Origin of the sequence: Helicobacter pylori (assembly GCF_009689985.1) — a bacterium.
Classification (GTDB): domain Bacteria; phylum Campylobacterota; class Campylobacteria; order Campylobacterales; family Helicobacteraceae; genus Helicobacter; species Helicobacter pylori_CG.
Map to the genome: position 1 here is coordinate 153,109 of NZ_QBAW01000002.1, position 17,046 is coordinate 170,154.

Genomic DNA, 17,046 nt, shown 5'->3' on the forward strand with positions numbered 1-17,046 from the left:
ATGAATAAAAAAGCGTATTTTGGGGAGTTTGGAGGGAGTTTTGTTTCAGAATTGTTAGTGCCTGCATTAAGAGAATTAGAACAGGCGTTTGATGCGTGTTTGAAAGATGAGAAATTCCAAAAAGAATATTTCCATCTTTTAAAAGATTTTGTGGGCCGTCCTAGCCCCTTAACCTTGTGTCAAAATATCGTTTCTAACCCTAAAGTTAAGCTTTATCTAAAACGAGAAGATTTAATCCATGGCGGGGCACATAAGACTAATCAGGCTTTAGGGCAAGCCCTTTTAGCCAAAAAAATGGGTAAAAAAAGGATCATTGCTGAAACAGGTGCTGGGCAGCATGGCGTGGCGACGGCTATCGCTTGTGCGTTGTTGGGTTTAAAATGCGTGATTTTTATGGGGACTAAAGACATCAAGCGCCAGGAAATGAATGTTTTTAGAATGCGCTTATTAGGCGCTGAAGTCAGAGAGGTTAATTCAGGGAGCACGACGCTTAAAGACGCTGTGAATGAGGCCTTAAGGGATTGGGCGAGCAGTTACAAGGACACGCATTATTTGCTAGGCACAGCCGCCGGGCCACACCCTTACCCTACGATGGTTAAAACCTTTCAAAAGATGATAGGCGATGAGGTTAAAAGCCAAATTTTAGAAAAAGAAAACCGCTTGCCTGATTATGTTATCGCATGCGTTGGAGGGGGGTCTAACGCTATAGGGGTATTTAGCGCATTTTTAAACGACAAAGAGGTTAAACTCATAGGCGTAGAGCCAGCAGGTTTAGGGCTAGAAACCAATAAGCATGGGGCGACTTTGAATAAGGGGCGTGTGGGGATTTTGCATGGGAATAAAACCTATCTTTTACAAGATGATGAAGGCCAGATTACAGAAAGCCATAGCATTAGCGCCGGGCTTGATTATCCAGGAGTGGGGCCAGAACACAGCTATTTAAAAGAAAGCGGGCGCGCGATTTATGAAAGTGCAAGCGATCTTGAAGCGCTAGAAGCCTTTAGTTTGTTGTGCAAAAAAGAAGGCATTATCCCGGCGCTAGAAAGCTCACACGCTTTAGCGTATGCCTTAAAACTCGCTCAAAAATGCGAAGAAGAAAGCATCATTGTGGTGAATTTAAGCGGTCGTGGGGATAAGGATTTAAGCACCGTTTATAACGCTTTAAAAGGGGGTTTAAAATGAGGTATAAAAACATGTTTGAAACCTTAAAAAAACAAGAAAAAATGGCGTTTATCCCGTTTGTAACCTTGGGCGATCCTAATTATGAATGGAGTTTTGAAATCATTAAAACCTTAATCACTAGCGGGGTGAGCGCTTTAGAGTTGGGTTTTGCTTTTTCTGATCCGGTAGCGGATGGCGTTACCATACAAGCGAGCCATTTAAGGGCGTTAAAACATGCTAGCATGGCTAAAAATTTCCAGCTTTTAAGGGCGATCAGAGATTACAATCCCCACATTCCCATAGGGCTTTTAGCGTATGCGAATCTCATTTTTTCTTATGGCGTGGATAATTTTTACGCCCAAATCAAAGAATGCGGCGTGGATAGCGTTTTAATAGCGGATATGCCCCTAATAGAAAAAGAATTAGTCATCAAATCCGCTCAAAAACACCAAATCAAGCAGATCTTTATCGCCAGCCCTAATGCGAGCAGTAAAGATTTAGAACAAGTCGCCATGCATTCGCAAGGCTATATCTACACTTTAGCCAGGAGTGGGGTTACAGGGGCGAGCCATACTTTAAAAAATGACGCAAGCACTATTATTAAAACCTTAAAAACCTTTAGCCCTACCCCAGCCTTACTGGGCTTTGGCATTTCTCAAAAAGAACACATCAAAAACGCTAAAGAAATGGGCGCTGATGGCGTGATTTGCGGCTCAGCGTTAGTCAAAATCATAGAAGAAAATTTAAACAATGAAAACGCCATGCTAGAAAAAATTAAAGGGTTTATAGGAGGAATGATTTTTTAAGGCTTTTAGGCTTTGTTGTGTCAAGAATTAAAGATTATAGACTAACAATCATCAGGCTTTATTGCATGCGTGTTATTATGGCGTTAGCGTAGAAATTACCGCCATAAGCCTAACAACAATATAAAAGTAACCTTGTAGTGTGGTTGATAGCGGCTTAAATCGCAGGTATTTTGATAATAAAAAAGGCTAATTTTCATATATTAAGCCATAAGCGACTATGGTCTTTTTAGGGTGTTAGAAACCCCTTTTACTTTGCCTAGTTTTAAAGGGGAGCAAATCTCGCTTTTTAGCTTAGATCTTAAAGCCCAATTCACTTCTAAAAACCTCAAATACCCCTTAAAAAACTTGCGTTTAAAAACGCTCTTTTCTGGCTCGCTCAATGAAGCTACAGATAGTTATTTTAGCCTTAGCTCTACACCTAAATCGGTAGTGCTGGTGTATCAAAAGTTCTTATAAGCGGGTTTTGTTAGGCAAGTTTTTGTCTGTATATTGTGTCAAGTTAAGAAGCGTTTGAGTTAGCAAGTAGAGAAAGATTGATTCAGTTTCGCTTTGCGTGGAAGTGGTAGGTTTAGTGTTTTTAATGCACACTGCGTGGCGGACACAATAATAGGAGTTCATATTTTTTCAACAAAACCACTACAAAGCGAACAAATCAACCCAATACCTATATCGGCTAAAATAAAGCAGTTTAGCATAAACGAATAGCCAATATCTAGCGTGTCTCAAAATACGCTTGAATCCATCTGGCTCAATCTCCAGCAGTTGGATTTCTTAAAATCATCAAACCAATTAGAAGTCTTAATAAAAATGTAAGGAATACCGCTCAATTAAAGGGTGGGATAAAAGCCAGTGTGAGTTTTGAGTTTATTTTGATTTTTTAAACAATTACACAAATTCTGACCATATTTTTTCACACAAAAAGCTTCCACTTTTAAAGCAAGTTCTGTGAACAATTCTTTACCAAATTCCATTTTTTTCTCCAAATGTTGAACTTGAAAATTAAAATGGGGTTTTTAGTTACTTTATTTTTGCAGTTTGGAGGTTATCGCTTAACTAACGCCAAGCTCTTTTATATTTTGATTACAGAAAATGCTTTTTAGATTTTTTAAATTTCATGATCAATAAAACAAAGTCAAAGCTTTTGAGTGCTTCTTTTAAAATAAGATAAAATCAAAGCGATAACCACCAACCAAGACTAAATCTTGGTTAGCAGTTTATTAAATTTCACACAAATTCAATGGTAGCTAGAGTGGAAGCGTCCCCTCTTCTAAAAGTGGTGCGTTGGATCCTGGTGTATCCGCCATTTCTTTGGGCGTATTTGGGCGCGATTTCAGTTACAAGCTTGTGGGTGGCTTCTTTGTTTTGCAAATACGCAAAAACATGGCGGTGCGCATTAAAATCGCCAACACGAGCCGCTGTCGTTAATTTCTCAATGTAACTGCGCAACTCCTTAGCTTTATAAATCCCTGTTTCAATTTTGTTATGCTCAATCAAAGCGATCGCTAAATTCTTTAATAACGCCTTTCTGTGCGAGCTGGTTCTCCCAAGCTTGCGGTATCCGTGTTTGTGTCTCATCAGTCGTTGCCTCCTTTATCTTCTAATTTTTCTAATCTTTTCTTTAAACTCTCTCTTTGTTCATGGCTTAATTCTGTGCCTACCGGATAGCCCAAATCATTCAATTTTTCAGCGATTTCATCATAGGATTTTTTACCCATGTTTTTCACGCCTTTAAGCTCTTCTTCGCTCATCAACACGAGTTCGCCCACATACTTGATGCCGATTTTATCCAAGCAGTTAAAACACCTAGCGCTCAAATTCATGCTTTCAATCTTAGCGCTCAAGTCTTTAGCGTCATCTCTTTGAGCGTAATCGCCTGAATATTCCGTGTTAGCAATGGGTTTTTCACCAAAAACGCCCAGTTGCTTGCTCATCACTTTCACCGCTGATAAAAACGCTTTATAAGGGTCAATCTGCCCGTCTGTTTCAATATTAAAAATGATTTTTTCATAGTTAGGATCGCCCTCAACCAAAACGTTTTCAATCTCATAAACGACATTTTTAATCGGCGTGAAAGATCCGTCTAGCGGCATGTAGCCCTCAGGCATCAATTCCCTTGTGTTTTCGCTTGGGACATACCCCATTCCTTTATAGATAATGAGCGAAAAATTCAATTGAGCGTCTTCGTTGATTGTCGCTAGGGGCATTTCCGGATTGACGATTTCTATATGCTCAGAATTCAAATCCCTAGCCCTAAGCTCCATAGGCCCTTTAAAAGAATAATCCACCACAACCGATTGGTTTTCTAAAGAGCTATCCTGCCCCACTAACGCCTTAGCTATAAAGCGGATATTCTTTAAATTCATGATAAAAAGCGACACATCTTCAGTAACTCCCCTTAATGAGTCAAACTCATGATGCACGCCTTCAATCTTTAAACCTACAGGAGCATACCCCACAGAGCTTAAAAGCAAGAGTCTTCTAATAGGATGAGCAAGCGTAACAGCGTAACCAAACTCAAATGGAGCCAGAGAAATCTTAACCCGATTGCCCTCTTTCTCTAGCACCTTAATTTCTGATGGGATCAAAGGTGCTGTTTTGATAACTTTCATGCTCTAACCCCTTACTTAGAATACAATTCTACAATGAGTCTTTCTTCAATAGGGACAACCACTTCTTCTCTTTCAGGGTAGCGGGTGAAGATGCCGTATTTTTTATCTTTTTCCACATCAATCCATGGCACAATCCCTGTTTGAGCTGTCAATTCCATCGCACGCACCACTTGAGGGTTGCTCTTGGTTTTTTCTTTGATCTCAATTTTTTGCCCTGAACGCACGAAATAAGAGGGAATGTCCAAACGCTTACCATCCACAAGCACATGCCCATGCGTTACCAATTGCCTAGCAGAGCTTCTAGTGGTCGCAAACCCCATGCGATAGACAACATTGTCCAATCTTCTTTCAATCAAACGGATAAGGTTTTCACCCGTATTGCCGTCCAAACGATTGGCTTCCACAAAAATACTCCTGAATTGCTTTTCAGAAATGCCATACATCATTTTAGCTTTTTGCTTTTCTTTCAACTGCAACCCGTAATCAGAAGTCTTAGCGCGTCTTTGCCCATGCTGGCCTGGCCCATAAGCCCTCTTATCTAGTGCGCTCTTCCCGCTCAATCGCCTCTCACCCTTTAAAGCTAAAGAAACCCCAAAACGCCTTTCTAATCTTTCTACTGCGCCTCTATATCTTGCCATAAAGCCTCCTTACACTCTTCTTCTTTTAGGGGGTCTGCAACCATTATGAGGGAGCGGGGTGATGTCTTTAATCCAAAGCACTTTAACGCCCTCTGTCGCGCCCACGCTCTTAATAGCGGTCTCACGCCCACTGCCTGGCCCTTGAACCTTAATGCCCACTTCTTTAACGCCATGCTCTTTAGCCTTGCTTAGGGCGCTTTCTACAGCTTGTTGGGCCGCATAAGGGGTGGATTTTTTAGAGCCTTTAAACCCTAAACCACCCGCCGTGCTCCAACAAATCACATTACCCATTTCATCAGTGATAGTGATGTTGGTATTATTAAAGGTCGCTGAAATATAAACAACCCCTCTAGCAATGTTCTTTTTGACTACTTTCTTTTTAGCCACTACATTTCTCTTAGCCATTAAATCATCATCTCCTTATCCGCTACTTGCTGCCCACGGTTTTTTTCTTACCCTTACGAGTCCTAGCGTTATTTTTAGTGGTTTGGCCTCTTACAGGAAGACCCTTACGATGCCTGATCCCACGATAATTCCCTAAGTCCATTAAAGATTTAATATCCATTTGAACTTTTTTACGCAAATCGCCCTCTACTAAGTAGCTTTGCTGGATTTTTTTAGCGATACTAGACACTTCATCTTCGCTCAATTCATGCACGCGTTTGTCAAAAGAAATGCCTACCGCTTCTAAAATCTCTCTGGAACTCTTAAGCCCAATCCCATAAATATAGGTAAGGGCATACTCTACTCTTTTCTTTTTTGGTAAATCCACACCAGCAATCCTTGCCATGCTTTATCCTTGTCTTTGTTTGTGTTTAGGGGTAGCGCAGATCACTCTAATCACGCCCCTTCTTTTAATAATTTTGCACTTATCGCACATCTTTTTCACTGATGGCCTGACTTTCATGATTTTTCTCCTTTGAAAAAATTAGGCACTACTAAAAACTTTTATACTAACATATTTTCATTGAAATAACCCTTAAATTATTTATATCTAAAAGTTATCCGGCCTTTGTCTAAGCTATAGGGCGTAAGCTCTAGCTTGACCCTATCGCCTAAAGCAATCCTAATATAGTGCATGCGCATCTTTCCAGAAATACGGCACAACACCACATGCTTATTGTCTAACTCCACCTTAAAAGTGGCGTTAGGCAACGCCTCAATCACTTTCCCATCCACTTCTATAACATCATCTCTTGCCATTAACGCTCCGTAAGAATCACTGCTTTATTGCCAACTATGGCGATGGTATGCTCATGGTGGCTTGTGTTAAGCCCATCCACTGAAACCACGCTCCACTTATCCGCTAGTATTTTAGGCTCGCCCTGTTTTTGACACACCATAGGCTCTAAGCAAAATACCATGCCCTCTTTGATTTTAGGGCCGCTATTAGCTTTGACGCCTTTCTCTAGGTAGTTGGGGATTTCTGGCTCTTCATGGGGTTTTTTACCAATGCCATGCCCGCAAAATCCTTTCAAAGGCACAAAGCCCCTTTCTGTAATAGCGCCCTCTAAAATCTGACTTAATTCTTTAAAATGCATGCCCACTCTAATTGAATTAATGGCATGCATCAAGCTCTCTTTAGAGCAAGCGAGCAATTTTTCATCTTGCGGACTTATTGCGCCTATGGGAAGCGTGAGGGCTGAATCGCCATAATAGCCATCCACCTCCACCCCCAAATCCAAGCCTATAATATCCCCTTCTTGTAAAACATAATCCGTAGGAATGCCATGAATAACCACCTCATTTAAGGACATGCACACAGAGTTAGGGAAACCATACAACCCCTTAAAAGCAGGCCTAGCATGCGAGGATTTAATAAAATCTTCAGCCATTTTATCCAGCTCCAAAAGTGAAACCCCAGGCCTTACTTCTCGCTCTAAAAGGGCTAACGCTTGAGCGGTTAATTCCCCGGCTTTTCTTAGAGCTTTGATTTCTTTTGGGCTTTTAATAGAGATTGCCATTAAAAGCCTACCGCGCTTAAAGTTTTATACTTGCTCATATAAATTTGCGCTTCAATCTTTTTCATGGTGTCAATAGCGACCTGAACCACAATCAGCACCGCCGTGCCTCCAAAGTAAAAAGGCACGCCCATAGCCTTAACCAAAATCCAAGGCACGGTAGAAATGAGCGCTAAATACAATGAACCCCACAAAGTGAGCTTACTCGCTACAGAATTTAAAAACGATGAAGTCCCCTCTCCAGGCCTAAGCCCTGGAACATACCCGCCATTACGCCTTAAATTATCCGCAATATCCTTAGAATTGAACACGATAGAAGAATAAAAGTAAGCAAAAAAGATAATGAGCAAGAACATCAAAATATTATACGCATACCCTTGCGGGCTTAAAAAATCCGCAATCGCTTGCAAGGTTTTGTTGCTTGTGGCTTGCTGTAAAATCGTAGAAGGGAACACGAGCAAAGCTGAAGCGAAAATAGGAGGGATCACCCCGCTTAAATTCAACTTAATGGGAATGTAATTCATGATGCGCTTGTTTTGGTTTTGCATCACCACTTTACGCGCATAAGAAATAGGGATCCTGCGCTCAGCTAATTCCACATAGATGATCGCAAAAATAGTCGCTAAAACAATCAGTACAATACCAATGAGCATTAAGATATTAATAACGCCCGTATTGACCAAATTGAATGTGCCTGAAATAGCTGATGGGATCCCTGAAACAATCCCGGCAAAGATAATAAGGCTAATCCCATTCCCCACGCCCCTTTGCGTGATTTGCTCCCCTATCCACATGAGCAGCATCGTCCCTGTAAGCATAGAAAACGCTGAAACGATCATAAAGACTTGCATATCAATCATGATCGCTCCATTGGCTCCTCCACTAATGCTCCTTAAGCCCACTGATACGCTCACCGCTTGGATTAGGGTGATTAAAATGGTCAAATAGCGCACAATTTGCATGTATTTTTGCATGCCGTCTCGCTCTTTTTTCATTTTAGCCAGGTTAGGGAAAGTCGCACTCAAAAGCTCCATGATAATGGAAGAAGTGATATAGGGCATGATACCCAAAGAGATGATGCTCAAGCGAGAAACCGCATTCCCGCTAAACATGTTAAACAACCCCAAAGCGTTGTTGGAATTGCTGTCAAAAAAAGCCTTGATCGCTGCTAAATCTACGCCAGGAATGGGGATATAAGCTAAGACTCTGTAGAGAAATAAAAAACCCAAAGTGATGAGTATCTTACTAGCAATGGCTTTATTCATAACCTATTCCTCTTAAATCAAGCTGATACAACAGGGGCATTACTTCTGCCCGCTTGTTTTGATTCTCTCATCTTTAATTTTAGAAGCCAAGTTTTTAGCGTCTTTACCAATCAACTTCACGCCTTCAATATAAAGGGGGAAATGGTGTAAAGCGCGCAAGCTTGAAAAAGTGATTTCTTCTAAATTTTTAATCGCTTCATTCTTTTCCACATTGATAGAATAGATATGAGAATCTTTAGTCCTAAAACCTATTTTAGGCAAACGGCGTTGTAAGGGTTGTTGCCCTCCTTCAAAGCCTCTTTTAGCCTTATAGCCTGTCCTTGCAGTTTGGCCTTTACCGCCCCTTGTGGCAGTTTTTCCCATGCCGCTTCCTTGACCACGGCCCACTCGTTTGATCTTTTTAACGCTACCTTTAGCGGGTTTTAAATTTTCTAATCCCATTATCATATCTCCTTTTTAACTACGCCTTGATTTTCGCTAAAGCGTCAAAAGTCGCGCGCACCACATTATAGGGGTTGTTGGAGCCTAAAGATTTGGTTAGAATATCCTTAATGCCTGCTAATTCCACGATAGGGCGCGTTGAACCCCCAGCAATCACTCCCGTTCCCTCACTTGCCGGTTTGAGTAAAATACGGCTTGCGTTGTATTTATGCTCAATATCATGAGCGATAGTCGTACCTTTAATCGTTACATGAATTAGGTTTTTAAACGCATCATCTACCGCTTTTTTAATCGCATCAGGGACTTCTTTAGCCTTGCCTAAACCAAAGCCTACAAGCCCATTTTTATTGCCCACAACCACTAAAGCGTTAAAACGAAACCGCCTACCGCCTTTAACCACTTTGGTTACACGGCCAATATTCACGACGACTTCTTGAAACTCTTCTCTGTTAATCTCTTCCATACCTTTCCTTTCTGTCATAGAGCGATCCCATTCTCTCTCAAGCTTTCAGCAAACGCTGCCACCACGCCATGATAGAGGTAACCATTCCTGTCATAAACCGCTCGCTCAATCCCTGCTTTTTTCAATTCTTCAGCAAAGAGAGCGCCTAATTTTTTAGCGTCTTCTTGCGTGTTTTTAAAGCCCATTTTCCTGCCGTCAATATGCGTTATAGTGCTTTGCTTCACATCATCAATCGCTTGCGCATAGAAATAGCGATTCGAACGAAAAACGCTCACCCTAGGCCTTAAATTATCGCCCAAGAGTTTGCTTTTAATCCTTAATTTTCGGCGATCTCTTAAGGCTTTCTTTTTATACAATGCTTTCGCGTTCATCACTCCACCTTATTTATTTTTTAGCTGTTTTACCAGCTTTTCTAATAATGACTTCATTGCTGTATTTCACGCCCTTGCCCTTGTATGGCTCTGGGGGTCTGAAGCTCCTGATTTCAGCGGCGACTTGCCCTACTTTTTGCTTATCGCTCCCTTTGATAGTGATCGTGTTTTTTTCCACCACCATTTCAATCCCTGCTGGAATGGGGTATTTCACCGGGTGGCTAAAACCCAAACTCAAATCCAAAGTTTTATTACCCAAAGCCACCTTATAGCCCACGCCATTGACTTCTAAAGTCTTACTGAAACCAGTGCTTAAGCCTGTTACAATGTTGTTGGCTAACGCCCCATAAGTCCCCCAATAAGCCCTAGACTGCGCGTCTTCGCCCACAGGCTGGAAGCTCAATTGGTTGTTTTCAAGCGTGATTTTCACTCGGTTGTGAGTTTCTAACTCATGCTTTTCTTTGCTGTTTTTAAAAAGAAGCTTACTCCCTTCCACGCTCGCTTGCACAGAGCTTGGAATTTCAATGATTCTTTTCCCAATTCTTGACATTTTCAATCCTTTACCAAATGCTGCAAAGCACTTCGCCACCGACATTTTGTCTGTAAGCTTCTTCGTTAGTGATCACCCCTTTAGAAGTGCTTACCACAATCACGCCATAGCCATTTTTAAAGCGCTTCAACTCGTTTTTTTGCTTATACACACGACGACCAGGCTTGCTTAAGCGCTTCACTTCGCTGATTTTTGAATGCCCTTTTTCATCATAAGCCAATTGCACATAAACCGATTGTTTCTTGTCTTTATCTTTGACATTGAAATCTTTAATGAAACCTTTTTCTTTAAAAATCTCTAAAATAGAAACCACGATCTTTGCGTAATAAAGCTGTGTGAATTCTAAGCGGCGCATAGAAGCGTTTCTCAAACGAGTTAATGAATCTGCAATTATATCATTTACCATATCTTATCCTTACCAACTGGCTTTTCTCAAGCCTGGGATGAGTCCCTCACTGCCCATTTTCCTTAGGCACACCCTACAAAGTCCAAAATCCCTATAAACCGAATGAGGTCTCCCACAAATGCGGCATCTGGTATAAGCCCTTACTTGAAATTTTGGTTTCCTTTGAGCCTTTGCTATCATTGATTTTTTAGCCATATTAACCCCTTATCTCACTTTTGCAAAAGGCAATCCAAGCAATTCTAACAACTTGAACGCTTCTTTATCGTTGTCTGTAGAAGTTACCATAGTGATGTTCATGCCATGACTGACCATAATATCATCATAAACCACTTCCGGGAAAATCAACTGCTCATTGATCCCAAAGGTGTAATTCCCACGCCCATCAAAACCATTTCGTGAAATCCCTCTAAAGTCTTTCACTCTGGGCAATGAAATCACAATCAGCTTCTCTAAGAAATTATACATGCGTTTATTCCTTAAGGTAACTTTCGCCCCTACCGCCATGCCTTCTCTGATCTTAAAGCCTGCAACGGATTTTTTCGCTTTAGTGATAACCGCTTTTTGCCCTGCAATCAAAGAAATCGTTTGCGCGATATTTTGCATGATTTTCATGTCTTTTGCATGAGCCCCAGCGCCCACGCTGATAACGATTTTTTCTAGCTTGGGTAAAAGCATGGGGTTTTTGATGTCCAATTCTTGAGCGAGTTTTGCCCTCACTTCATTTTGATAAAATTGTTTCAAACCAAACATGTATCCAACTCCTTAGGCTTTCTTCACATTGGAAATGTGCATGGGCTTTTCTTTATGGATAAAGCCCCCTTTAGGGTTATCATCAGTAGGTTTAATCGCTTTTTTCACCACTTTACACCCTTCAACAACCACTTGAGAAGTCTTAGGCAACACCGCTAAAACCTTAGCGACCTTACCCTTATCGTCTCCTGCAATGACTTTCACCATGTCATTTTTTTTGATTTCGCTTTTCATTATACAACCTCCGGCGCTAGAGAAATAATTTTCATGAAATTAGCGTAACGCACTTCTCGGCTCACTGGCCCAAAAATCCTTGTGCCAACCGGATCTTTTTTAGCGTCCAAAATCACTGCCGCATTGTCATCAAAACGCACCAAAGAACCATTTTTCCTTTGGATTTCTTTTTTCGTTCTCACCACAACGGCTTTGACTACTTGACCGCGTTTCACCTTGCCATTAGGGATAGCTTTTTTCACAGAAGCCACGATCACGCTACCCACGCTCGCATAGCGTTTGTGACTGCCTCCTAACACCTTAATACACATGATTTCTTTAGCGCCGCTATTGTCAGCGACATTCAATCTTGTAAAACTCTGTATCATGCTTATACTCCCACTACTAAAATTTCTTTAAGCGTGAAGGACTTGGTTTTAGAAAGCGGTCTGCACTCAATCGCGCTCACAAAATCCCCTACTTTCACCTGATTGTTTTCATCATGGATGGTGTATTTTTTGAACTTTTTAACAATCTTGCGGTATTTTTCATGCACCACTTTTCTTTCCACAAGAATCACAGCACTTTTTTCAGCAAACTTACTGATAACCCTGCCTTGCACCAGCCTTTTATGCGGCTCTTTCGTATTCATTGCTTACCCTTTTTTACTCAACGCTAGAAGAATAATGCGCATTAATGGCCGTGTTAATGCGAGCGATATTTCTTCTGGCTTTCTTAATCTCGTTAGGATTACTCAATTGCATAGCCTTTAACTTAACGCGCAACTCAAAAAGCTCCGCTTTCTTAGCATGCAACAACTCTTCTAATTCCTTGATACTCTTATCTTTCAATTCAGTATATTTCATTTTCGCTCTCACAAGTTACAATTTTGGTTTTAAAAGGAAGTTTGCTCTGAGCTAACGCTAAAGCTTCTCTTGCTAGTCCTTCTTCAATGCCTAGCATTTCATAAACGATTCTGCCCGGCTTGATATTCATCACCCATTTTTCCACAGAGCCTTTACCTTTACCCATCCTGGTTTCTAAAGGCTTAGCGGTCAAAGGCTTATCGGGAAATACTCTGATCCACACCTTACCCGCTCTTTTAATGTGCCTTGTCATGGCCACCCTTGCGGATTCAATCTGGCGTGAATCAATTCTCCCATGCTCTATGGCTTTAATCGCAATATCCCCAAACGCAATAGAGTTACCACGATGGGCTTTCCCACGATTGCGCCCTTTCATTTGCTTTCTGTATTTTGTTCTTTTTGGCATTAACATGATTATTGCCTCCCTCTTCTGCTTCTTCTAGGCTCTCTTTCTTCTTTAGCCTCTTCTTTTTTCTCAAATTGGATACCTTTTTGCAAAACTTCCCCTTTGAAAATCCACACTTTCACGCCAATAATACCATATACCGTCATCGCTTCAGCAAAGCCATAATCAATCTTAGCCCTTAAGGTATGTAAAGGCACGCGCCCTTCCATATACCATTCGGTGCGAGCGATTTCAGCCCCTGCTAAACGACCAGAAACGCGCACCTTGATCCCTTTAGCGCCGGATTTTAACGCCGCTTGCATGACTTTTTTCATCGCGCGGCGGAAAGCGACCCTTTTTTCTAATTGGGTAGCTACATTTTCTGCGGCTAGTTGGGCGTCAGCTTGGGGGCGTTTGACTTCTTTAATATTAATGGAGACTTCTTTTTTGATGAGCGTTTTTAAGCCTTCTTTGACTTTTTCAATATCCACGCCTTTTTTACCAATGATAAGCCCTGGGCGAGCCGCTACGACCGTAACGCGCAGTTTTTTAGCCGCTCTTTCAATCACAATCTCGCTCACGCCGGCATAATAAAGCTCTTTTTTAAGGAATTTCCTAATCTTATTGTCTTCATCAATATTGCTTGGAGCGGTGCGAGCGCTAGGGAACCATCTAGAAGTCCAATTCCTATTAATACCTAATCTTAAACCTACCGGATTAACTTTTTGTCCCATGCCCTACTTACCTTCTGCTTGATTTTTTTTATGGCTTTTAGAAGATTTCATTTCTTTCCCTTCTGCTACTTCTACGAATACATGAGATGTTGGCTTCCTAATGGCTGTGGCTCTGCCTTTAGCCCTTGGAATGGAGCGCCTAAGCACAGGGCCAGCATCCACTCTGCAAGAAACAATCAGAGCGCTCTTGGCGTCTAAAGAGCCGTTAGCGACCGCAGAAGCCACCACTTTTGAAAGCACTCTAGCCGCTTTATTGGGCGTAAATTCCAAACTAGCGATCGCTAATTCAGCGTTCATGCCTTGAATCTGTCTTGCAATCAATCTGGCTTTAGTAGGAGATAACCGCACAAATCTTAATAACGCTTTACTCATTCTACCCCCTTACTTGCCAATCTTTTTTTGGACACTGCCTTTGTGCCCTTTAAAAGTTCTTGTAGGAGCGAATTCCCCTAACTTATAACCCACATGGTTTTCTGTGATATACACAGGGACAAAAACCCTGCCGTTATGCACATTATAAGTAAAACCAATCATTTCAGGCAAAATGGTGCTTCTTCTAGACCATGTTTTAATCGGGCGGTTATCCTTACCCTCTTTTGCCTTGAGCGTTTTTTTCATCAAGTGGTCGTCTATAAAAGGACCCTTTTTAATTGACCTAGACATTTTTTAACCCTTTATTTATGTTTCTTTCTGGAAATGATGAGCTTGTCGCTAGCTTTTTTCTTTCTAGTTTTATAGCCCTTAGCTGGAGTGCCCCAAGGCGATACAGGATGACCGCTTGTCCCTGTTTTACCCTCACCCCCACCATGCGGGTGATCCACTGGGTTCATCGCGCTCCCACGAGTTTGCGGGCGGATGCCTCTGTGGCGGTTACGCCCTGCCTTACCGATAGAGACATTGATAAAATCCTCATTCCCTACCACGCCAACACTCGCCATGCATTCGCTCAAAATGTAGCGCATTTCAGAGCTTGGCATCCTAAGAATGGTGTATTTATTTTCCCTACCCATGATTTGAGCGCTCATCCCAGCGCTTCTGGCTAATTGCCCGCCAGCCCCCGGATGCATTTCAATGTTATGCACCACCGTCCCTATAGGGATATTTTTTAACTTCATCGCAAAGCCCACTTTAATATCCAAACCGCCTTCAGCAGCGATAACGCTATCGCCCACTTTCAAACCGCTTGGCTGTAAGATATAGCGTTTGTCCCCATCAGGATAGACCACAAGAGCGATGCGTGCGTTTCTGTAGGGATCATACTCAATCGCAGCCACTTTCCCTTCAATGTTGTATTTGTTGCGCTTGAAATCAATAATGCGATAGAGTTTTTTAGCCCCTCTCTCTTTGTGGCGGCTAGTGATTCGCCCGTTATTGTTTCTCCCTGCTGTTGCTTTAAGCTTAGTGAGTAAGCCTTTGACACTGCTTTTTGCGGTAATGTCTTTAGAGTCCAACACCGACATGAAGCGTCTGCTTGGGGTGTAGGGCTTATAAGTTTTAATCGCCATAACGCTTTCTCCTTTCTACGCGCCAAGGGCGGCAATGCTAGCGCCCTCTGGAACTTTCACATAAAATTTCTTAAACGACTTTCTTTGTCCAAGCTTTCCTCTAAAGCGTTTCACCTTACCTTCTTGTTTCAAAGAATTGATTTTCAAAGGCTCAAAGCCAAAGTAAGTTTTAAACACTTCTTTGAGCTGGTTTTTAGTTACATGTTGAGCCGTTTGAACCACTAAAACACCTTTTTCTTGCAATCCTAATGACTTTTCAGTGTAAAGAATTGACTTTATATCCATGATGTCTGCCATTTTTTACTCCTCTGTCTTATCTTGCACCACATGCTGAAACGCTGCTTCTTCCATCACCACAGAGCTAAACGCCGCTAAAAGATAAGCGTTTAACTCGCTCACATCAACAATAAGGCATTTTTTAAGGTTGCTAAAGGCTAACTCGGTGTATTCGTCCATGTTCATGCACACAAACAAAGTGTCTCGTTGCTCCAAAGCCTGGAACATTTGATTGGCTTCTTTAGTCAAATGCTTTCTTTTGTTGTCTTCAACCACGCCTTTTATAGCGATTTTTTCCACCACAAAAAGCTTATTCGCTTGCGCTTTTTCTTCTAAAGCGTATTCTAAAGCCAAGCGTTTTTGTTTTTTGTTGATTTTAAGGTTGTAATTGCGCTCATTCGTAGCCCCATGAGAGACACCTCCACCCACAAACACAGGCGAAGTGATGCTCCCTGCTCTGGCTCTTCCGCCCCCTTTTTGCGCCCAAGGCTTCCTACCGCCCCCGCTCACTTCAGCGCGGTTTTTACTTTTAGCGGTATTAGCGCGCGCAGAAGATAAATAATGTTTCACGTAAAGATAGAGGTTATGGCTGTTGATACTCTCATATCTTTTAGGTAACTCCACGCTACCCTTTTCTTTCAAATGGCTGTCTAAAACGATGGCCTTACTCATATCAAACCCTTTATATTATATTCAATGTATGGTTTTATACCGCTCTAATGCGTCCATAAGCCCCAGAAAAGCCGGCCACTGAACCCTTTAGCACTAACACCATACTTTCTTTATCAAAAGAGAGCACCTCGTTTTGGCAAGTAACTAGCTCATTGCCATAATGCCCTGCCATTTTCCTACCCTTTTGCACTCTTCCTGGCCATTCTCTGTTACCAATAGAACCAGGGCGGCGATGGAATCGGCTCCCATGCGCTGCAGGCCCGCCTTGGAAATTCCAACGCTTCATCACCCCCGCAAAGCCTCTCCCCTTCGTTTTAAAGCTCGCTTTAACCCTTTTAAGCGTTTCTAAAGCACTCAAATCCAAATCGCCCAACTCTTGTTGTTGGGAAGCTTTTAAGGTAGCGAAATGGTTGAACTCTTTGCTGAGTTGGTATTTCTTTTGCTGGCCTTCAATCGCCTTATTGTGTTTTTTATGCATCGCATAGGCCACTAAAGCTTTCCCGTTTTCTAGCTGGCACACTTTCGCTTGCAAGACTTTAAGCAAGGTTACAGGCGTGCTGTTAGCATCAATCGTGCGGCTCATGCCTATCTTTTGAACTAAAAATTCCATATCTAACCCTTATTTTATTATCTGCGTTAGGACTACTTCGTTTCCATAGAAGTTACTTCTACATCCACTTCAGGAGCTAAATCCAACTTCATCAAGCTATCCACGGTTTCTGGGGTAGCCGAGATAATATCAATCAACCGGCTATAAACCCTAATCTCAAACTGCTCTCTTGAATCCTTATTGACATGCGGGGAGCGTAAAACGGTGTAACGCTTATTCTTAGTCGGTAAAGGGATAGGCCCTCTAATTTCAGAACCTGAACGCTTTACGGCCTCCACGATAGCCACAACAGAGCGATCCAACACTCTATGGTCATAAGCTTTGAGCTTCAACCTGATTTTTTCCATAAACTCTCCTAAAAGAA

The 17,046-nt window shown here is 41.9% G+C and carries 31 protein-coding genes and 1 pseudogene; 3 read left to right on the plus strand and 29 right to left on the minus strand.

All coding sequences use genetic code 11. The features are described from left to right. The 3 genes and pseudogenes from trpB to DBU79_RS02725 form a co-directional block, all read left to right on the plus strand. Positions 1–1,182 (plus strand): tryptophan synthase subunit beta, encoded by a 1,182-nt coding sequence (gene trpB, locus DBU79_RS02715; protein WP_154411464.1) that lies wholly within the window; start codon positions 1–3, stop codon positions 1,180–1,182. Then, complete coding sequence (trpA, locus tag DBU79_RS02720; RefSeq protein WP_154411465.1) at positions 1,179–1,967, plus strand: tryptophan synthase subunit alpha; 789 nt, start codon at positions 1,179–1,181, stop codon at positions 1,965–1,967. Before trpB ends, trpA begins: the two co-directional genes overlap by 4 nt. A gap of 204 nt (positions 1,968–2,171) precedes the next feature. Further along, positions 2,172–2,423: pseudogene (locus tag DBU79_RS02725) on the plus strand (hypothetical protein); the annotation flags it as partial. A gap of 768 nt (positions 2,424–3,191) precedes the next feature. Here DBU79_RS02725 and rplQ read toward each other — a convergent pair. The 29 genes from rplQ to rpsJ all read right to left on the minus strand — a co-directional run bounded on the left by rplQ (position 3,192) and on the right by rpsJ (position 17,029). Continuing rightward, complete coding sequence (gene rplQ / locus DBU79_RS02730) at positions 3,192–3,542, minus strand: 50S ribosomal protein L17 (RefSeq protein ID WP_001216119.1); 351 nt, start codon at positions 3,540–3,542, stop codon at positions 3,192–3,194. After that, the gene (locus DBU79_RS02735) at positions 3,542–4,576 is read right to left on the minus strand and encodes a DNA-directed RNA polymerase subunit alpha (protein WP_154411466.1); all 1,035 of its coding nucleotides are present in this window, start codon (positions 4,574–4,576) and stop codon (positions 3,542–3,544) included. The genes rplQ and DBU79_RS02735 overlap by 1 nt, the downstream gene beginning before the upstream one ends. Positions 4,577–4,587: 11 nt before the next feature. Beyond that, positions 4,588–5,214, minus strand: a complete 627-nt coding sequence (gene rpsD / locus DBU79_RS02740; RefSeq protein ID WP_000135247.1) for a 30S ribosomal protein S4 — start codon at positions 5,212–5,214, stop codon at positions 4,588–4,590. Between the two features lie 9 nt (positions 5,215–5,223). Continuing rightward, positions 5,224–5,619, minus strand: coding sequence for a 30S ribosomal protein S11 (gene rpsK, locus DBU79_RS02745; protein WP_001129297.1), 396 nt, complete (start codon positions 5,617–5,619; stop codon positions 5,224–5,226). A gap of 22 nt (positions 5,620–5,641) precedes the next feature. Beyond that, the gene (gene rpsM, locus DBU79_RS02750) at positions 5,642–6,004 is read right to left on the minus strand and encodes a 30S ribosomal protein S13 (protein ID WP_000090809.1); all 363 of its coding nucleotides are present in this window, start codon (positions 6,002–6,004) and stop codon (positions 5,642–5,644) included. Positions 6,005–6,007: 3 nt separating this feature from the next. Continuing rightward, on the minus strand, positions 6,008–6,121 hold the full coding sequence (gene rpmJ / locus DBU79_RS02755) for a 50S ribosomal protein L36 (RefSeq protein WP_000868339.1): 114 nt from the start codon (positions 6,119–6,121) through the stop codon (positions 6,008–6,010). A 77-nt stretch (positions 6,122–6,198) separates the two neighbouring features. Continuing rightward, positions 6,199–6,417: a translation initiation factor IF-1 gene (infA, locus tag DBU79_RS02760; protein WP_000090248.1), complete on the minus strand. Its 219-nt coding sequence runs from the start codon at positions 6,415–6,417 to the stop codon at positions 6,199–6,201. Continuing rightward, positions 6,417–7,178, minus strand: a complete 762-nt coding sequence (gene map / locus DBU79_RS02765) for a type I methionyl aminopeptidase (protein WP_001018122.1) — start codon at positions 7,176–7,178, stop codon at positions 6,417–6,419. Before map ends, infA begins: the two co-directional genes overlap by 1 nt. After that, entirely contained in the window at positions 7,178–8,440 is a 1,263-nt protein-coding gene (secY, locus tag DBU79_RS02770; protein WP_001030184.1) for a preprotein translocase subunit SecY, read from the minus strand. Before secY ends, map begins: the two co-directional genes overlap by 1 nt. 39 nt (positions 8,441–8,479) lie before the next feature. Continuing rightward, positions 8,480–8,881 (minus strand): 50S ribosomal protein L15, encoded by a 402-nt coding sequence (gene rplO, locus DBU79_RS02775; RefSeq protein WP_000522167.1) that lies wholly within the window; start codon positions 8,879–8,881, stop codon positions 8,480–8,482. Positions 8,882–8,900: 19 nt separating this feature from the next. After that, positions 8,901–9,344: a 30S ribosomal protein S5 gene (rpsE, locus tag DBU79_RS02780; RefSeq protein WP_001860543.1), complete on the minus strand. Its 444-nt coding sequence runs from the start codon at positions 9,342–9,344 to the stop codon at positions 8,901–8,903. A 14-nt stretch (positions 9,345–9,358) separates the two neighbouring features. Continuing rightward, on the minus strand, positions 9,359–9,715 hold the full coding sequence (gene rplR / locus DBU79_RS02785; RefSeq protein ID WP_000991872.1) for a 50S ribosomal protein L18: 357 nt from the start codon (positions 9,713–9,715) through the stop codon (positions 9,359–9,361). A gap of 13 nt (positions 9,716–9,728) precedes the next feature. Further along, positions 9,729–10,265, minus strand: coding sequence for a 50S ribosomal protein L6 (gene rplF / locus DBU79_RS02790; protein ID WP_000086604.1), 537 nt, complete (start codon positions 10,263–10,265; stop codon positions 9,729–9,731). 10 nt (positions 10,266–10,275) lie between these two features. Continuing rightward, positions 10,276–10,671: a 30S ribosomal protein S8 gene (rpsH, locus tag DBU79_RS02795; protein WP_000245805.1), complete on the minus strand. Its 396-nt coding sequence runs from the start codon at positions 10,669–10,671 to the stop codon at positions 10,276–10,278. A gap of 9 nt (positions 10,672–10,680) precedes the next feature. Next, positions 10,681–10,866 carry a type Z 30S ribosomal protein S14 gene (locus DBU79_RS02800; protein WP_001085694.1) on the minus strand — a complete coding sequence of 62 codons (186 nt, stop codon included), beginning with the start codon at positions 10,864–10,866 and terminating at the stop codon, positions 10,681–10,683. A gap of 9 nt (positions 10,867–10,875) precedes the next feature. After that, the gene (rplE, locus tag DBU79_RS02805) at positions 10,876–11,421 is read right to left on the minus strand and encodes a 50S ribosomal protein L5 (RefSeq protein WP_000467365.1); all 546 of its coding nucleotides are present in this window, start codon (positions 11,419–11,421) and stop codon (positions 10,876–10,878) included. Between the two features lie 12 nt (positions 11,422–11,433). Further along, a complete protein-coding gene (gene rplX / locus DBU79_RS02810) occupies positions 11,434–11,655 on the minus strand; it encodes a 50S ribosomal protein L24 (protein ID WP_000834238.1) in 222 nt (73 codons plus the stop codon). Beyond that, positions 11,655–12,023 (minus strand): 50S ribosomal protein L14, encoded by a 369-nt coding sequence (gene rplN / locus DBU79_RS02815; RefSeq protein ID WP_000616110.1) that lies wholly within the window; start codon positions 12,021–12,023, stop codon positions 11,655–11,657. Before rplN ends, rplX begins: the two co-directional genes overlap by 1 nt. A 2-nt stretch (positions 12,024–12,025) precedes the next feature. Beyond that, positions 12,026–12,286 (minus strand): 30S ribosomal protein S17, encoded by a 261-nt coding sequence (gene rpsQ, locus DBU79_RS02820; RefSeq protein ID WP_001092747.1) that lies wholly within the window; start codon positions 12,284–12,286, stop codon positions 12,026–12,028. A 13-nt stretch (positions 12,287–12,299) separates the two neighbouring features. Further along, a complete protein-coding gene (gene rpmC, locus DBU79_RS02825; RefSeq protein ID WP_000877884.1) occupies positions 12,300–12,500 on the minus strand; it encodes a 50S ribosomal protein L29 in 201 nt (66 codons plus the stop codon). After that, positions 12,487–12,912 (minus strand): 50S ribosomal protein L16, encoded by a 426-nt coding sequence (gene rplP / locus DBU79_RS02830; RefSeq protein WP_000928961.1) that lies wholly within the window; start codon positions 12,910–12,912, stop codon positions 12,487–12,489. The genes rpmC and rplP overlap by 14 nt, the downstream gene beginning before the upstream one ends. Positions 12,913–12,914: 2 nt before the next feature. Next, positions 12,915–13,619: a 30S ribosomal protein S3 gene (rpsC, locus tag DBU79_RS02835; protein WP_000529972.1), complete on the minus strand. Its 705-nt coding sequence runs from the start codon at positions 13,617–13,619 to the stop codon at positions 12,915–12,917. 3 nt (positions 13,620–13,622) lie between these two features. Beyond that, positions 13,623–13,991, minus strand: a complete 369-nt coding sequence (rplV, locus tag DBU79_RS02840; RefSeq protein WP_000030375.1) for a 50S ribosomal protein L22 — start codon at positions 13,989–13,991, stop codon at positions 13,623–13,625. 9 nt (positions 13,992–14,000) lie between these two features. Then, complete coding sequence (rpsS, locus tag DBU79_RS02845; RefSeq protein ID WP_000091385.1) at positions 14,001–14,282, minus strand: 30S ribosomal protein S19; 282 nt, start codon at positions 14,280–14,282, stop codon at positions 14,001–14,003. 11 nt (positions 14,283–14,293) lie between these two features. Then, positions 14,294–15,124, minus strand: coding sequence for a 50S ribosomal protein L2 (gene rplB / locus DBU79_RS02850; RefSeq protein WP_000985811.1), 831 nt, complete (start codon positions 15,122–15,124; stop codon positions 14,294–14,296). Positions 15,125–15,139: 15 nt separating this feature from the next. Next, complete coding sequence (locus tag DBU79_RS02855) at positions 15,140–15,421, minus strand: 50S ribosomal protein L23 (protein ID WP_000763611.1); 282 nt, start codon at positions 15,419–15,421, stop codon at positions 15,140–15,142. A gap of 3 nt (positions 15,422–15,424) precedes the next feature. Continuing rightward, entirely contained in the window at positions 15,425–16,072 is a 648-nt protein-coding gene (rplD, locus tag DBU79_RS02860; protein WP_121074479.1) for a 50S ribosomal protein L4, read from the minus strand. A 34-nt stretch (positions 16,073–16,106) separates the two neighbouring features. Continuing rightward, positions 16,107–16,682, minus strand: coding sequence for a 50S ribosomal protein L3 (rplC, locus tag DBU79_RS02865; protein WP_000395323.1), 576 nt, complete (start codon positions 16,680–16,682; stop codon positions 16,107–16,109). Positions 16,683–16,714: 32 nt separating this feature from the next. After that, positions 16,715–17,029, minus strand: coding sequence for a 30S ribosomal protein S10 (gene rpsJ, locus DBU79_RS02870; RefSeq protein ID WP_000411561.1), 315 nt, complete (start codon positions 17,027–17,029; stop codon positions 16,715–16,717). Positions 17,030–17,046: the final 17 nt, after the last annotated feature.

Bases quoted from the DNA above. Each gene is read 5' to 3' on its own strand.
- trpB (WP_154411464.1), top strand. From the start codon at position 1: ATGAATAAAAAAGCGTATTTTGGGGAGTTTGGAGGGAGTTTTGTTTCA.
- trpA (WP_154411465.1), top strand. From the start codon at position 1,179: ATGAGGTATAAAAACATGTTTGAAACCTTAAAAAAACAAGAAAAAATG.
- rplQ (WP_001216119.1), bottom strand. From the start codon at position 3,542: ATGAGACACAAACACGGATACCGCAAGCTTGGGAGAACCAGCTCGCAC.
- DBU79_RS02735 (WP_154411466.1), bottom strand. From the start codon at position 4,576: ATGAAAGTTATCAAAACAGCACCTTTGATCCCATCAGAAATTAAGGTG.
- rpsD (WP_000135247.1), bottom strand. From the start codon at position 5,214: ATGGCAAGATATAGAGGCGCAGTAGAAAGATTAGAAAGGCGTTTTGGG.
- rpsK (WP_001129297.1), bottom strand. From the start codon at position 5,619: ATGGCTAAGAGAAATGTAGTGGCTAAAAAGAAAGTAGTCAAAAAGAAC.
- rpsM (WP_000090809.1), bottom strand. From the start codon at position 6,004: ATGGCAAGGATTGCTGGTGTGGATTTACCAAAAAAGAAAAGAGTAGAG.
- rpmJ (WP_000868339.1), bottom strand. From the start codon at position 6,121: ATGAAAGTCAGGCCATCAGTGAAAAAGATGTGCGATAAGTGCAAAATT.
- infA (WP_000090248.1), bottom strand. From the start codon at position 6,417: ATGGCAAGAGATGATGTTATAGAAGTGGATGGGAAAGTGATTGAGGCG.
- map (WP_001018122.1), bottom strand. From the start codon at position 7,178: ATGGCAATCTCTATTAAAAGCCCAAAAGAAATCAAAGCTCTAAGAAAA.
- secY (WP_001030184.1), bottom strand. From the start codon at position 8,440: ATGAATAAAGCCATTGCTAGTAAGATACTCATCACTTTGGGTTTTTTA.
- rplO (WP_000522167.1), bottom strand. From the start codon at position 8,881: ATGGGATTAGAAAATTTAAAACCCGCTAAAGGTAGCGTTAAAAAGATC.
- rpsE (WP_001860543.1), bottom strand. From the start codon at position 9,344: ATGGAAGAGATTAACAGAGAAGAGTTTCAAGAAGTCGTCGTGAATATT.
- rplR (WP_000991872.1), bottom strand. From the start codon at position 9,715: ATGAACGCGAAAGCATTGTATAAAAAGAAAGCCTTAAGAGATCGCCGA.
- rplF (WP_000086604.1), bottom strand. From the start codon at position 10,265: ATGTCAAGAATTGGGAAAAGAATCATTGAAATTCCAAGCTCTGTGCAA.
- rpsH (WP_000245805.1), bottom strand. From the start codon at position 10,671: ATGGTAAATGATATAATTGCAGATTCATTAACTCGTTTGAGAAACGCT.
- DBU79_RS02800 (WP_001085694.1), bottom strand. From the start codon at position 10,866: ATGGCTAAAAAATCAATGATAGCAAAGGCTCAAAGGAAACCAAAATTT.
- rplE (WP_000467365.1), bottom strand. From the start codon at position 11,421: ATGTTTGGTTTGAAACAATTTTATCAAAATGAAGTGAGGGCAAAACTC.
- rplX (WP_000834238.1), bottom strand. From the start codon at position 11,655: ATGAAAAGCGAAATCAAAAAAAATGACATGGTGAAAGTCATTGCAGGA.
- rplN (WP_000616110.1), bottom strand. From the start codon at position 12,023: ATGATACAGAGTTTTACAAGATTGAATGTCGCTGACAATAGCGGCGCT.
- rpsQ (WP_001092747.1), bottom strand. From the start codon at position 12,286: ATGAATACGAAAGAGCCGCATAAAAGGCTGGTGCAAGGCAGGGTTATC.
- rpmC (WP_000877884.1), bottom strand. From the start codon at position 12,500: ATGAAATATACTGAATTGAAAGATAAGAGTATCAAGGAATTAGAAGAG.
- rplP (WP_000928961.1), bottom strand. From the start codon at position 12,912: ATGTTAATGCCAAAAAGAACAAAATACAGAAAGCAAATGAAAGGGCGC.
- rpsC (WP_000529972.1), bottom strand. From the start codon at position 13,619: ATGGGACAAAAAGTTAATCCGGTAGGTTTAAGATTAGGTATTAATAGG.
- rplV (WP_000030375.1), bottom strand. From the start codon at position 13,991: ATGAGTAAAGCGTTATTAAGATTTGTGCGGTTATCTCCTACTAAAGCC.
- rpsS (WP_000091385.1), bottom strand. From the start codon at position 14,282: ATGTCTAGGTCAATTAAAAAGGGTCCTTTTATAGACGACCACTTGATG.
- rplB (WP_000985811.1), bottom strand. From the start codon at position 15,124: ATGGCGATTAAAACTTATAAGCCCTACACCCCAAGCAGACGCTTCATG.
- DBU79_RS02855 (WP_000763611.1), bottom strand. From the start codon at position 15,421: ATGGCAGACATCATGGATATAAAGTCAATTCTTTACACTGAAAAGTCA.
- rplD (WP_121074479.1), bottom strand. From the start codon at position 16,072: ATGAGTAAGGCCATCGTTTTAGACAGCCATTTGAAAGAAAAGGGTAGC.
- rplC (WP_000395323.1), bottom strand. From the start codon at position 16,682: ATGGAATTTTTAGTTCAAAAGATAGGCATGAGCCGCACGATTGATGCT.
- rpsJ (WP_000411561.1), bottom strand. From the start codon at position 17,029: ATGGAAAAAATCAGGTTGAAGCTCAAAGCTTATGACCATAGAGTGTTG.